This window comes from Streptomyces sp. F63 (assembly GCF_018070345.1).
GTDB lineage: Bacteria > Actinomycetota > Actinomycetes > Streptomycetales > Streptomycetaceae > Streptomyces.
On record NZ_JAGPXX010000003.1, the window covers coordinates 57,798 to 69,840 of the forward strand.

The following is a 12,043-nucleotide window of genomic DNA, read 5'->3' on the forward strand; positions in this document are numbered from 1 at the left end:
GCTCCCGGCCCGGGCCCCGGGCCGGTCCGCACACGGCACGGGGCCGGGGCGAGCGCCTCGACGCGCTCGCCCCGGCCCCGTCACCGCGGGTCCCGCGAACCTCACATGACGGACACCCCGCTGTCGATGCTGACCACCTGACCGGTCATGCAGTCCTGGTCGAGGAAGAGCGAGACGCTCCTGGCGACCTCCTCCACCGTGACGAACCTCGGCACCGGTGCCTTGCGGGCCATGTCCTCCATGACCCGTTCGGGCAAATCCTGAGTCATCCCCGTGATCATGAAGCCCGGGGAGAGGGCGTTCACCGTGACACCGCGCCGTCCGCACTCCGCGGCCAGCGTCCGCGTCATGCCGATGACGCCGGCCTTGGAGGCGGAGTACGCCGTCTGGCCCGCCGTGGCGATCAGGCCCGAGGGCGAGACGACGTTGACGATCCGGCCCCAGCGCCGGCGCAGCATGGACGGCAGCGCGACACGGCTGGTGTGGAAGGTGCCCAGCAGATTGGTGCGGATCACCTCGTGCCAGTCGTCCGGGGACTGCATCGCCATCAGCGCGTCCTTGCGGACCGCCCCGTTGTTGACCACGATGTCGACCGGCCCGAGCGACTCCTCCACGTGCCGGTACAGCTCCCGGGTCTCCTCCCACGACCCCACGTCCGCGCCGACGACCACGGCGTCGTGCGTCAGCTTCCCGCGCACCGCCTCGGCCCGGGCGGCCGAGCTGCGGTAGTGCACGGCCACCCGGCAGCCCAGCGCGTCCAGTTCGACCGCGAGAGCCTGCCCGAGGCCGCCCGAGGCGCCGGTCACCAGCGCGACCGGCGCCTCGGGGCGCTTTCCCGCTCCCTGTCCGCTCACGTGGCACCTCCCCAGCGCATCAGCACCGAACCCCAGGTCATCCCCGCGCCGAAACCCGCCAGCAGGACCAGCTGGCCGGGCCGGACGCGCCCCGCCTCCAGCGCCTCGGTGAGCGCCAGCGGGATGGAGGCCGAGGCGGTGTTGCCGTACCGCTCCAGGTTGGTCACCAGCGACTCCGGCCGAAGACCGGTGTGCTGCAGCACGGAGTTGATGATCCGGATGTTCGCCTGGTGCGGGACGACGTGGTCCACCTCGGCGGCGGCGACCTTGGCGCTCTCCAGGGTCTTCCGCACCGTGCGGACCGTGTAGCGGACCGCGTTGAGGTAGATCTCGTTGCCCTTGATCTGCGCGTAGTGCAGGCCCCGCGCGACCGTGTCGGCCGTGGCGGGCATCCGGCTGCCGCCCGCGGGCACCTTCAGCGCGTCGGCGCAGGAGCCGTCCGCACCCAGGTTCCAGGCCAGCACCGGGTCCTCGGGACCCGGCACCAGCACCACCGCGGCCGCGCCGTCGCCCACCAGGATCGAGAGGTCACGGTCGGCCGGATTCGCGGTCAGGGTGTGCGTGTCCGAGCCGATCAGCAGGACCGGCCGCCGATCCATGCCCAGGATGCCCATGGCCGCGACCAGGCCGTACACGAAGCCGGCGCACTCGGAGTTGACGTCCATCGCCCCGCCGGCGATGCCCAGTTCGTGGTGGACGAAGGCCGAGGTGGCGGGCGAGGGCTGCTCGGGGGTGGCCGTGGCGACGATCAGCTGGGCGATGTCGGCACCGGTCAGACCGGCCTTGTCCAGTGCCGCCCGGCCCGCCTCGACGGCCAGCGAGGCAGTGGTCTGACCGGGGCCGACCGCCCGCCGCTCCCGGATGCCGCAGCGGCTGGTGATCCAGTGCTCGTCGACCCCGAAGCGATCCGCCAGCTCGGCGCTGGTGACGACCTGTTCGGGCAGGGCCTTGCCCCACCCCGCGATGTCGAACCCGCTCATACGGCGTGCCGTCACCGCTCGGCCGGCTGCGGCACGAGCCCGGTGAGCTTCGCGTGCACGTCCCGCATGGTCGTGGTGTCGTCCAGGTCCGCGAAGAGGGACTCGTCCGCAGGGATGTCGGGGTGCTCGTTCTGGAAGTTGTAGAGCCACTCCATCAGGTCCAGCGAGTCCACATCCGCGATGTGCTGGATCGGCGCGTCGGGGGTCACCTCGGTGGCCCCGGAGACGGCGGCGAGCTGCTGCGCGAGTTCCTCGACGGTCGGCAGTGCCATGGTTGTTCCTCTCTGACGCGACGGACGAATCGTCTCCGCCGAGCCAAGCCGCTCCTCGCAATCCGACCGCAACACGGCAGTCACACAGAGCTGTTGCGTACCGCTTGCGCCGATCGGCTTGGCTCTGCCCAGCACAGTTCCCACGGCCGTACGGCTGCGCGGCGCGAGGGCGCCCGGCGGCCGACATCGCGAGGAGAGGGCGAGGATGGCGACGATTGCCTCCCACACCGCGGAACCGGAGGTGGACGCCGTCCGCCACCACTACGAGGTGAGCAACGAGTTCTACCGTCTGCTCCTGGGGCCCAGCATGATGTACAGCGGGGGCTACTGGCAGCAGGGCGAGGGCCTGGTCGAGGCCCTCGACGTCGCACAGGAACGCAAGCTCGACGCGTTCGCCGGCCTGGCGCACGCCGCGGGCAAGGACCGGGTGCTCGACATCGGCTGCGGCTGGGGCACCCTCGCCCACCGCCTGACCACCGAGCACGGCGTCCGTGAGGCCGTCGGCCTCACCCTGAGCCGTACCCAGGCCGCGTACATCGGGGGCCTGAACAACCCGGCCGTCACCACCCGGGTCGAGAGCTGGTCGGAACACCACGCGCCCGGCGCGTACGACGCGGCCTTCTGCGTCAACGCCCTGGAGCACTTCGTCCCCTCCGGCCTCCCGCCGAAGGAGCGGACCAAGCGGTACCGCTTCTTCTTCCAGCGGGTGCACGAGGCGCTGGTGCCGGACGGCCGGTTCGTCCTGCACACGATGACCGCCGAGGCCCAGCCCATCGGCCGCAGAATCCTGGACGACCTGAAGTTCCTCCAGCGCTCCGAGTTCGCCGGCATGCACATCCCGCACCTGCACGAGCTGGCCGCCGCCGCCGAGGGCCTGTTCGAGGTGGTCGAGCTGGTCAACGAGCGCGAGGCCTTCGCACGGGCGTGCCGCGCCTGGCTGGCCCGGCTCGCGGAACGGCGCGCGGAGGCGGTCGCGCTGGAGAGCGAGGAGGTGGTGGCCCGCTTCGAGCGCTACCTGGACATCTTCGCGTACACGCTGGAGGACCGCTTCTTCAACAACTTCCGGCTCACGCTGGCCCGGAGGGGGTGACCGGCATGAGGGAGACACCCCTGGACCCCGCGCGCGACCTCCGGGTGGCGGTGATCGGCAGCGGATTCTCCGGACTGGGTACGGCGATCCGGCTGCTGCAGCAGGGCATCGACGACTTCCTGGTCTTCGAACGGGCCGACGAGGTGGGCGGCACCTGGCGGGACAACACCTACCCGGGCTGCGCCTGTGACGTGATGTCGCACCTGTACTCCTTCTCCTTCGCGCCCAACCCCCACTGGAAGAGCACGTTCGGCAAGCAGCGGGAGCTCTTCGACTACCTGCGCGACTGCGCCGACCAGTTCGGGGTGCGCTCCCACCTCCGCTTCCGGCACGAGCTGACCGAGGCGCGCTGGGACGAGCTGGCCAAGCGCTGGCGGATCTCCACCACGGGTGGGGACTACACCGCCCGGGTGCTCGTCACCGGCACCGGTTACCTCAGCGAGCCCGCCATCCCCGACATCCCGGGCCTGGCCGGCTTCCAGGGCGAGGTCTTCCACTCCGCCCGCTGGCGCCACGACGTGGACCTCAGCGGCCGCCGGGTCGCCGTGATCGGCACCGGTGCCTCCGCCATCCAGTTCGTACCGGCCATCCAGCCGGAGGTCGCCCGGCTCGACCTCTACCAGCGCACTCCGCCGTGGATCGGGCCGAAGAACGACAAGGCCAACAGCGCCCTGCAGACGAAGCTGCTGACCTCCGTCCCCGGCTACCAGCGCTTCCGCCGGAACTTCAATATGTGGGGCCGGGAGATCCTCGCCTTCGTCATGGCGCGTCCCGGCGTCGCCGCGAAGATGCAGAAGATGGCCTCCGACCACCTCAGGAAGAGCGTGCCGGACGAGGCGCTGCGGGCCCGGCTCACCCCCGACTACGTACTGGCCTGCAAGCGCCTGCTCTTCTCGAACACGTACTATCCGGCGATTCAGCAGCCCAACGTCGACCTGGTCACCGACGGCATCGCCCAGGTCACGGCGGACGCGGTGGTCACGTCCGACGGCCGGGAGCGGCCGGTGGACACGATCATCCTGGGTACGGGGTTCGAGGCCGTACGTCGGCCCATCGCGGAGCGGCTCTTCGGGCGGGACGGCGTCAGCCTCAAGGAGGCGTGGAGCGGGGGCATGAGCGCCCTGCGCGGCACCGGCGTCGCCGGGTTCCCCAACCTCTTCATGATGCTCGGCCCCAACACCACCCTGGGCCACTCCTCTCAGGTGATCATGATCGAGGCGCAGATCGGCTACGTCCTCGACGCGCTGAACACGATGGACAAGCGGGGGCTCGCCGCCGTCGAAGTGCTCCCCGAGGCCCAGCGGGCGTACAACGAGCGGCTCGACCGGCGGCTGGAGGGCACGGTCTGGAACGCGGGCAACTGCCGGAGCTGGTACCTCGACGAGCACGGGCGCAACCCCTCCATCTGGCCCACCTACACCTGGCGTTTCCGCCGGACCACCGGCCGGTTCGACCCGGCCGAGCACCTGCTGAGCACCAGCGAGGACCTGCGCACCCCCGCGCACGCCGCCTCGTGACCCGACCGCGGCACGACGGCCGCACCACGCACCCGCACGTACCCGCGCCCGAGAAGACACGGAGTCCCTCGATGAACCTGCACACCCCCTCCCGAAGAACGGTCCTCGGCGCGGTGGGCGCCACCGCCACCGTGGTCGGCTGGAACGTCACCGCCGGGAGCTGGGCCTGGGCCGGCGACACCACGCGCCGCCCCGGCGACCGCGTGGTGTCCGTGCCCGAGCTCGACGGCACGCTGACCACCGATACGAGTCAGTTCGACTCGTACGCCCACGACTTCGGCCGGCTGGTGACCGGCACGATCCCGTGGGCGGTGCTCACCCCCGGCTCCGTCCGGGACATCGCCAAGATGATCCGCTACGCCCGGAGCAACAACCTCAAGCTGGCCGTCAACGGCCGCAGCGGCACCGGCGGCGACCTGGAGTCCCACTCCTGCTACGGCCAGGCCGCCGTCCCCGGTGGCATCGCGGTGAACGCCCGGGGCATGGCGCGCGTCCTGTCCACCGGCGCCGGCACGGTCACCGTCGAGGCCGGAGCGACCTTCGCCGAGATCACCGACCACCTGCTCTCCCGGGGCCGGACGCTCCCCGCCCTCCCCGACTACCTGCCGCTCTCCGTGGGCGGCACGCTCAGCGTCGGCGGCATCGGTCTGACCATGGGCACCGAGGGCCTGATCGCCGACACCGTGGAGTCGCTGGTGGTGGTGACCGGCACCGGTGAGGTCGTCACCACCTCGCCGACCCGCCGGCCCGAGCTGTTCCGCACCGCGCTGGCGGGCGGCGGACAGGTCGGTGTCATCGTCCAGGTCACCCTGCGGACCGTACCCGCGGCCGAACGCGCCACCGTCTTCAGCCTGTACTACGACGACGTGGCGTCGTTCATGACGGACTCCGAGGTCCTGCTCGCCGACCACCGCTTCCAGATGCAGGGCGGTGAGATGCTCCGGCGCCCGGACGGCTCGGGCTGGCGCTACAAGATCGAGGCGGTCGCCACCTACTCCGGCGGCCGGACCCCGGACCGGGCGCGGCTGCTGCGGGGCCTGACGGACCTGCGCGACGAGGCGCACGCCGAGGACTACGCGCTGCGCGACTACCTGTTCCGGCTCGACGGCTTCGAGGCGTTCCTGAAGGAGGGCGGCTACTGGGAGCAGCCCAAGCCGTGGCTGAGCCTGTTCCTCCCGCGCTCGGCGGCCGCGAAGTTCCTGCGGCTGGCGGAGAGCGAGCTGACGCCGGACGACCTGGGCGCGGGCGTGCTGCTGAGCTACCCGTACCTGACGTCCAACGTAGGCGTCCCCCTGGCCGTCCAGCCGGGGGACCGGGTCGGCTACCTCTTCGATCTGCTGCGCTTCCCGCACCCGGGCACCGGCGCCGCCGACATCGACCGCATGGTGCAGCAGAACCGCTGGCTGTACGACCGGGCGGTGGCGCTGGGCGCGAAGCGGTACCTCGTCGGCGCGGTGCCGGACCTCACCCCGGCCGACTGGCGCCGCCACTTCGGCTCCTCGTACAAGACGCTGTGCGAGGCGAAGAAGCGCTTCGACCCGGACCGTGTCCTCACCCCGGGCCAGGGCTTCTTCGGCTGACCGGGCAGGCCCCGGATCCCCGTTGACCCCGTCGAACCATCGAGGAGGAACAGCAGGTGAAGACGTACGATCTCGTCGACGAGGCGCTGCTCGCCGCCGGTGCGGACGTGGTCTGGGAGGCACTGGTGAGTGAACTCTCGGGCGCCGCCCGGTGGTGGGTGCCGGACAACACCTTCGAGCCGGCGGACGGAGCACCGGACCGGGTGGGCGCGCTCACCAGGATCACGGTCCACACCAAGGGGGTGGACAAGGGCGGCATGAAGCTCCGGTTCACGGCGCGGACGACCGCCGTGGAACCGGGCAGGAGGCTGGGCCTGGAGTACGTCGAGGGGGCGTTCCGGGGGACGGCGGAGTTCACCCTCGACCCGCTCGACGGCGGCGGCACCCGGCTGGCGATGCGCTTCCGGGCCCGGCCGCACGGTGGGCTCGCCGTCCTGGCCGGGATCGTGGACATCGGCGTGCAGCACACCCGCGCGACCCGCGCGGCGTTCGCCCGGCTCGCCCGGCTGCTGCCCGCCGGGCCCTCGCCGGCGGCCCCCGCCGCCCCGGCTCCGGAAGTCTCCCGGTGACCGCTGCCGCCACGGCCCCCGTGGCCGGTGAGACCTGGCTGCGCACGGAGGACGGAACCCGTCTGGCGGTCTCCGTCCTGGCGCCGCTGGCCCGGGGCTCCGCCCGGCGTCCCGTGGTCGTGCTCGCCCACGGCTGGGGCGGCAGCCGCCGGATCTGGGGCCCGGTGACCGACCGGCTGCTGCGCCGCGGCTTCCCGGTGGTCTCCTACGACCTGCGCGGCCACGGCAGCTCCACGGTGGGAGCCGCGGGCGTGACCGCCGCGGCGATGGCCGCGGACCTGGCGGCGGTCGTCCGCCACGCCGGCGGCGCGCCGCTCGTCGTCGGGCACTCCGGTGGCGGGTTCGCCGCGCTGGCGATGGCCGCGGTGCCCGGGCCCGGGGTCCGTCCGGTGGGCCTGGTCCTGGTCGCTTCGGCGGCGTACGACCAGGACACCACGGAGAAGGAGGCGCGGATGATGGGGGCACCGCTCTTCTCGTGGGCGCTGCGCCGGCCCGGCCTCGGCCGCACCCTGCTCAACCAGATGACGGGCACCTCCCTGGCCCCGCGGCTCCGCGAGGTGAACCGCCAGGTCTTCGCCGGGACCGCCCCGGAGGTACGGGCGGCCTGCTTCCGCTCCTCCCGGGGCATGGACCTGCGGGCGGCACTCGCCGGGGCCCGGCTGCCGGCCGCGGTCCTGACGGGCGGGGCCGATCGGGTCGTACGGCCCGAGCTGGGCCGGGACCTGGCGGCCACGCTCCCGGACGCGGAGTTCACCCCGCTCGACGGCGCCGGCCACGTCCTGCCCCTGGAACACCCGGACGCCGTGGCGGAGTCCGTCACCCGCACCGCCGCCCGCGTCACCGCCGGCACGCCCGGGGCCGGCACCCCGTGAACCGGTCCCTCGCCGGGGCCGCCGCCCCCCGGCCCGCCACCCGTCCCGGTCCGCCCCCGTACCCGCGACGGCCGCCGCCCGGAGGACCACGGCACACCCGGACCCCGGGGAGGGGCCGCACCCGCACCCACGGCACCCGCCCGTGTCGGGGCGCGGGGTGATCGGGCGGCTCGTGCCGGCGGGGGCGGTCGGAGCGGAGACGTTCGACGACGCGCTTCCGGCTCTGCCGGATCCCCGGGAACTCGCCCTGGTACGGGGCCGGCCGGACCGGGTCGTCCGGCAGTTCACCGCTGCGCGGGCCTGCGCCCACCGCTGTCTGGACGCTCTCGGCGCACCGGCCGGGCCGCTGCTGCGCACGACGGACGGCGCCCCGGTGTGGCCGTCCGGCTTCGTCGGCAGCATCACTCACTGCGCCGGCTACCGGGCGGCGGTGGCGGCGCGGTCCGACCGGTGGGCGGCGCTCGGCGTGGACGCCGAGCCCGCGCTCCGGCTGCCGCACGGCGTCCTCGGCCTGGTTGCCTCGGAGTCCGAGCGGCGGATGGTGGCCCGGCTCACCGCCGAGCACCCCCGGCTGCCGTGGGACCGGCTGCTGTTCGGCGCCAAGGAAGCCGTCTACAAGGCCTGGTACCCGGCCACCCGCCGGTGGATCGGCACGGCCGCCGTCGAGGTCGCGTTCACGGCCCGGGGCCTGCTGACGGCCGAGATCCGTCCCGGCCGTACGGCGCGACCGGACCGTGCGGCGCGACCGGACCGTACGGCGCGACCGGATGACCGTGCGGCAGCGGCAGCGGCAGCGGCAGCGACACCGGTACCGCTCCCGGCCGGGTGGCCTGCGGGGGACGGCGAGCCGGCGGCGGCCCGCTGCACGGGGCGCTGGCATGTCACCGAGGATTTCGTGCTCACCGCCGTGGCCGTGCCGGCCGCGGCGGGATGACCGGCCGGCCCGGCGGGACCGGCCGGCCCGGCGTCCTCGGCGCCCAGCGGTCTCAACGGCCGAGGACCACGGTCCGCCCGTCCGATCCGCCGGCCGGGGATTCCTTCGGCCGCTTGCCCCGGCGGAACTCCTGCGGGCTGACGCCCCGTTCACGCTTGAAGGCGGCGCTCAGCGCGAACGGCCCCGAGTACCCCACCTTTCCGGCGATGCTGGCGACCGAGAGAGCCGGGTCCCGCAGCATTTCGGAGGCGAGCGTCAGCCGCCATCCGGTCAGGTAGGAGATCGGCGGCTCACCGACCAGTTCGGTGAAGTGCCGGGCGAGCGCCGCCCGGGAGACGCCGACGGCGGACGCGAGCGAGGCGACCGTCCAGGGTTCGCTGGGCCGCTCGTGCAGCAGCCGCAGCGCCCGTCCCACCGCCGGGTCGCTCTGCGCCCGGAACCAGAGCGGCGCACCCGTCCCCGGTTCCATCAGCCAGGTGCGGAGGACGTTGATGAGCAGCAGGTCGAGCAGCCGGTCGAGGACGACCGCCTGGCCGAGGTCCTCCTTCTCGACCTCGACGGCGAGCATTCCGATCAGCGGGGTCCGCGCCGCCGACGCGGGCTGGACGAGCATCGCGGGCAGACTGGCGAGCAGCCTGCGCCCGACCTCGTTGGGCGCCTGGTACGTCCCGCTGAGCATCACGGTCGACCCGGTGCGGTGCGGCTCGCCCCACGTGCGCACGCCCAGGGACATCGACTGGGCGACGTCCTGCCCCGTGGTGGTGCTGCAACGCTGCTCCGGGTCGATGGTGATGGTGGGAGGCGTCGCCGGGTCGTCGACGAGCGTGTACGGCTCGGGCCCCCGCAGCACGGCCACGTCCCCGGCCGAGATGCGTACCGGCTCGCTGCCCTCGCGGAGCACCCACGCCGAGCCGTGCAACATGGTGACCAGCGACAAGGCCGCGCGGTCCTCGATGCGCAGCCCCCACGGGGGATTGAACACCGATTTCAGCAGGAAGGCGCCGCGCGCCTTGGGACTCTCCAGCAGCCCGCTGAGTGTGTCCACCACCATCACCCCCGTACCGTCGTGGATTGTGCGTGTGCCCAGTGTGTCAACGCCCCGTGTCAACGCGCCACGGCACCGCGCCTGTTCGCCATCGCACCGGTCAGCAGGGCGAGCGCGCCCAGACAGGCGGCCGTTCGGACGGCGTTGGCGCGGCGCCAGGGGAGTTCGTACGCCGCCCGCGCCCCGGCGAGGGCAGTGGCCGAGTGGCCGGGGGCCGCACGCAGCCGGCGGTTGAGGGGGAGGTTGACGCAGACCGTCGTCACGACGCTGAGGCCGTACAGAACGGCGGCGGCCCGGGCCCGCCGGGCGGCGTCGCCGTGGTCCGCGCGGGCGAGTCTGCGGGCGGCGAGGCCGGTCGCCACGAACACCCCGAGGAAGAGCGTGCCGAAGGCGCCGTCGTCGTCCAGGGCGTCGTTGGCCCGGCGCATCGCGGCGACGAAGCGCTCGTCCTCGCGGCGGCCGAGGACGGGCATCACCCCGATGTCGAAGGCGAGATAGAGGCCGGCCATCAGACCGGTGCCGAGGGTCGCCGCGACCAGCACGGGATCCTTGGGAGCAGCAGACCTCATGACGTGTTCCTCCGATCGGTGCCGGCCGGCCGGCGCTGGGCACGGCTCACCGCGGTTCCAGGATTCCGGTGAGGGTGCGGCGGTAGGCACCGCGCAGCACGGTCCGCCCCATCAGGCGCACGGGCGCGGGCATCACCCCGCCCGGCTGCGGGAGCGCGTCCAGCAGCCAGGGCGGCAGGACGCGTTTGACGCGGAAGGGCGCCGCCACGAGGACACGGCGCTCCAGGGCCGCGAACACATGCGCCGGTACCCGGACGAAGACGGGGAAGGCCAGCTCCTCCTCCTCGTGCAGATGCCGGTGGAGGGCGGTGTCGAAGATGCCGGCGGGACCGCCGATCAGCTCGGGGCGCCCGCTCTCCAGCGCCTCGGTCACCCGGAGCATCGAGTCCTCCAGCTCCACGTGGTCCTGCACCATCCGGTGGGATCCGGCGGCGATCTCCGGCACGTGCTCGATCAGCCCCGGCCAGAGGATCTCGTCCTCCGTACGGTGGTGCCAGTCCAGGATGGCCCGCAGTTGCCGCCACCACTCCGCAGCCCCGGGAAGCCCGGCGGGAGTCAGCAGCGGCGCGGCGGCCACCAGCCGCCTGGAGTCGCGCCGCAGCGCGAGGTGTGTCTGCGCGAATCCCCGCAGGTGGCGGGGGAGCGTGGCCACGCCCTTGCCTCCCCACAGCAGCCCGTCCATCGCGTCCCTCTCTTCTCTGGGTCCCCGGCACTCGGCCGCCGGAGCGCTTGGCTCGGACGGTCCGTCGCCGAGCACGGCCGGTACGGTGGTCCGCCGGCTGCCGGGCTCACCGGGGCCGGCGGACCACCGCTTGCGACACCGTTCCGTCGGGCGTCTCGGTCAGGCGTCCCAGACGCCGGTGGCCGCGGCCTTCTTGGCGTAGTCCGCGAAGTCCAGGGGCTCCCGCCCGAGTGCCTCGCGGACGCCGTGCACCAGGCTGGCGTTGCGCCCGTCGACGATGAGGGTGAAGAGGTCGGCGAACTCCTCCGGCTCGCCCAGCTCGCGCAGGGCCGCGCGGTAGTCGTCGGTGCTGACCGGGATGTAGGTGATGGTCCGGCCGGTGGCCGCCGACAGTTCACGGGCGACGTCGGCGAAGCTCAGCAGGCGCGGGCCGGACAGCTCGTAGGTCTTGCCGATGTGCCGGTCGTCGGTGAGCGCGGCGACCGCCACGTCGGCGATGTCGTCGGCGTCGACGAACGGTTCGACGGCGTCCCCGGTGGGCAGGGCCAGCTCGCCGGAGCGGACCGGGTCGAGGAAGAAGCTCTCGCTGAAGTTCTGGTTGAACCAGTTGGCGCGGACGACGGTCCAGTCGCAGCCGGACGCCTTGAGGGCGTCCTCGCCGGCGACGGCACCCTCCTCGCCACGGCCGGAGAGCAGCACCAGACGGCGGACGCCCCGCTCGACGGCGACGGCGGCGAAGCGCCCGACCGCTTCCTTGGCCCCGGGGAAGGCCAGGTCCGGGTAGTAGGTCACATACGCGGCGCCGGCTCCGTCGAGCGCGGCGCCCCACGTGCTCTCGTCCTCCCAGACGAAGGGGGTCTCACTGCTGCGCGAGCCGACCCGGACCGCGCGGCCGAGTCCCCGCAGGCGCTCGACGACGCGCCGTCCGGTCTTCCCGGTGCCGCCGATGACGAGGATGGGTGCGGTGTTCTGTGTCTGAGTGCTCATGGAGTCCATTGAAGTCTTCGATCGGCAGACGGAACATAGCTCCTGGGCTTGCTTTCATACGCGATCGTCTCGTCGTGTGAGCGCGACACGTA

Annotated in this window: 13 protein-coding genes; 6 read left to right on the forward strand and 7 right to left on the reverse strand. The window is 73.2% G+C overall.

The genetic code is table 11. The features are described from left to right. Positions 1 to 101 precede the first annotated feature (101 nt). From KBZ10_RS04315 to KBZ10_RS04325, 3 genes are read right to left on the reverse strand one after another with little or no spacing between them, the layout of a single operon-like run. Entirely contained in the window at positions 102 to 854 is a 753-nt protein-coding gene (locus KBZ10_RS04315; protein WP_210986142.1) for an SDR family NAD(P)-dependent oxidoreductase, read from the reverse strand. After that, entirely contained in the window at positions 851 to 1,834 is a 984-nt protein-coding gene (locus KBZ10_RS04320) for a 3-oxoacyl-ACP synthase III family protein (RefSeq protein WP_210986143.1), read from the reverse strand. The genes KBZ10_RS04315 and KBZ10_RS04320 overlap by 4 nt, the downstream gene beginning before the upstream one ends. An 11-nt stretch (positions 1,835 to 1,845) precedes the next feature. Next, positions 1,846 to 2,106, reverse strand: a complete 261-nt coding sequence (locus tag KBZ10_RS04325) for a hypothetical protein (RefSeq protein WP_210986144.1) — start codon at positions 2,104 to 2,106, stop codon at positions 1,846 to 1,848. 205 nt (positions 2,107 to 2,311) lie between these two features. Between KBZ10_RS04325 and KBZ10_RS04330 the strand changes: the two genes are divergently transcribed. The 6 genes from KBZ10_RS04330 to KBZ10_RS04355 all read left to right on the forward strand — a co-directional run bounded on the left by KBZ10_RS04330 (position 2,312) and on the right by KBZ10_RS04355 (position 8,668). Then, entirely contained in the window at positions 2,312 to 3,196 is an 885-nt protein-coding gene (locus KBZ10_RS04330; protein ID WP_210986145.1) for a class I SAM-dependent methyltransferase, read from the forward strand. Positions 3,197 to 3,201: 5 nt separating this feature from the next. Then, the gene (locus tag KBZ10_RS04335) at positions 3,202 to 4,713 is read left to right on the forward strand and encodes an NAD(P)/FAD-dependent oxidoreductase (protein WP_210986146.1); all 1,512 of its coding nucleotides are present in this window, start codon (positions 3,202 to 3,204) and stop codon (positions 4,711 to 4,713) included. A 71-nt stretch (positions 4,714 to 4,784) separates the two neighbouring features. Beyond that, positions 4,785 to 6,293, forward strand: a complete 1,509-nt coding sequence (locus KBZ10_RS04340; RefSeq protein WP_210986147.1) for an FAD-binding protein — start codon at positions 4,785 to 4,787, stop codon at positions 6,291 to 6,293. Between the two features lie 56 nt (positions 6,294 to 6,349). After that, a complete protein-coding gene (locus KBZ10_RS04345) occupies positions 6,350 to 6,862 on the forward strand; it encodes an SRPBCC family protein (RefSeq protein ID WP_210986148.1) in 513 nt (170 codons plus the stop codon). Further along, positions 6,859 to 7,734: an alpha/beta fold hydrolase gene (locus KBZ10_RS04350; RefSeq protein ID WP_210986149.1), complete on the forward strand. Its 876-nt coding sequence runs from the start codon at positions 6,859 to 6,861 to the stop codon at positions 7,732 to 7,734. The genes KBZ10_RS04345 and KBZ10_RS04350 overlap by 4 nt, the downstream gene beginning before the upstream one ends. Before the next feature lie 157 nt (positions 7,735 to 7,891). Next, positions 7,892 to 8,668, forward strand: coding sequence for a 4'-phosphopantetheinyl transferase superfamily protein (locus KBZ10_RS04355; protein WP_210986150.1), 777 nt, complete (start codon positions 7,892 to 7,894; stop codon positions 8,666 to 8,668). Positions 8,669 to 8,720: 52 nt separating this feature from the next. On the opposite strand, the gene KBZ10_RS04360 is transcribed toward KBZ10_RS04355, so the two are convergent. The 4 genes from KBZ10_RS04360 to KBZ10_RS04375 all read right to left on the reverse strand — a co-directional run bounded on the left by KBZ10_RS04360 (position 8,721) and on the right by KBZ10_RS04375 (position 11,951). Next, positions 8,721 to 9,713: an AraC family transcriptional regulator gene (locus tag KBZ10_RS04360; protein WP_210986151.1), complete on the reverse strand. Its 993-nt coding sequence runs from the start codon at positions 9,711 to 9,713 to the stop codon at positions 8,721 to 8,723. A gap of 59 nt (positions 9,714 to 9,772) precedes the next feature. Further along, entirely contained in the window at positions 9,773 to 10,282 is a 510-nt protein-coding gene (locus tag KBZ10_RS04365) for an anthrone oxygenase family protein (RefSeq protein ID WP_210986152.1), read from the reverse strand. Positions 10,283 to 10,328: 46 nt separating this feature from the next. Beyond that, positions 10,329 to 10,964: a hemerythrin domain-containing protein gene (locus tag KBZ10_RS04370; RefSeq protein ID WP_210986153.1), complete on the reverse strand. Its 636-nt coding sequence runs from the start codon at positions 10,962 to 10,964 to the stop codon at positions 10,329 to 10,331. A gap of 159 nt (positions 10,965 to 11,123) precedes the next feature. Next, positions 11,124 to 11,951 carry an NmrA family NAD(P)-binding protein gene (locus tag KBZ10_RS04375; RefSeq protein WP_210986154.1) on the reverse strand — a complete coding sequence of 276 codons (828 nt, stop codon included), beginning with the start codon at positions 11,949 to 11,951 and terminating at the stop codon, positions 11,124 to 11,126. Positions 11,952 to 12,043 lie beyond the last annotated feature (92 nt).

Coding starts and splice junctions, on each gene's coding strand:
- KBZ10_RS04320 (WP_210986143.1), bottom strand. CDS start 1,834: ATGAGCGGGTTCGACATCGCGGGGTGGGGCAAGGCCCTGCCCGAACAG.
- KBZ10_RS04325 (WP_210986144.1), bottom strand. CDS start 2,106: ATGGCACTGCCGACCGTCGAGGAACTCGCGCAGCAGCTCGCCGCCGTC.
- KBZ10_RS04370 (WP_210986153.1), bottom strand. CDS start 10,964: ATGGACGGGCTGCTGTGGGGAGGCAAGGGCGTGGCCACGCTCCCCCGC.
- KBZ10_RS04335 (WP_210986146.1), top strand. CDS start 3,202: ATGAGGGAGACACCCCTGGACCCCGCGCGCGACCTCCGGGTGGCGGTG.
- KBZ10_RS04330 (WP_210986145.1), top strand. CDS start 2,312: ATGGCGACGATTGCCTCCCACACCGCGGAACCGGAGGTGGACGCCGTC.
- KBZ10_RS04340 (WP_210986147.1), top strand. CDS start 4,785: ATGAACCTGCACACCCCCTCCCGAAGAACGGTCCTCGGCGCGGTGGGC.
- KBZ10_RS04375 (WP_210986154.1), bottom strand. CDS start 11,951: ATGAGCACTCAGACACAGAACACCGCACCCATCCTCGTCATCGGCGGC.
- KBZ10_RS04365 (WP_210986152.1), bottom strand. CDS start 10,282: ATGAGGTCTGCTGCTCCCAAGGATCCCGTGCTGGTCGCGGCGACCCTC.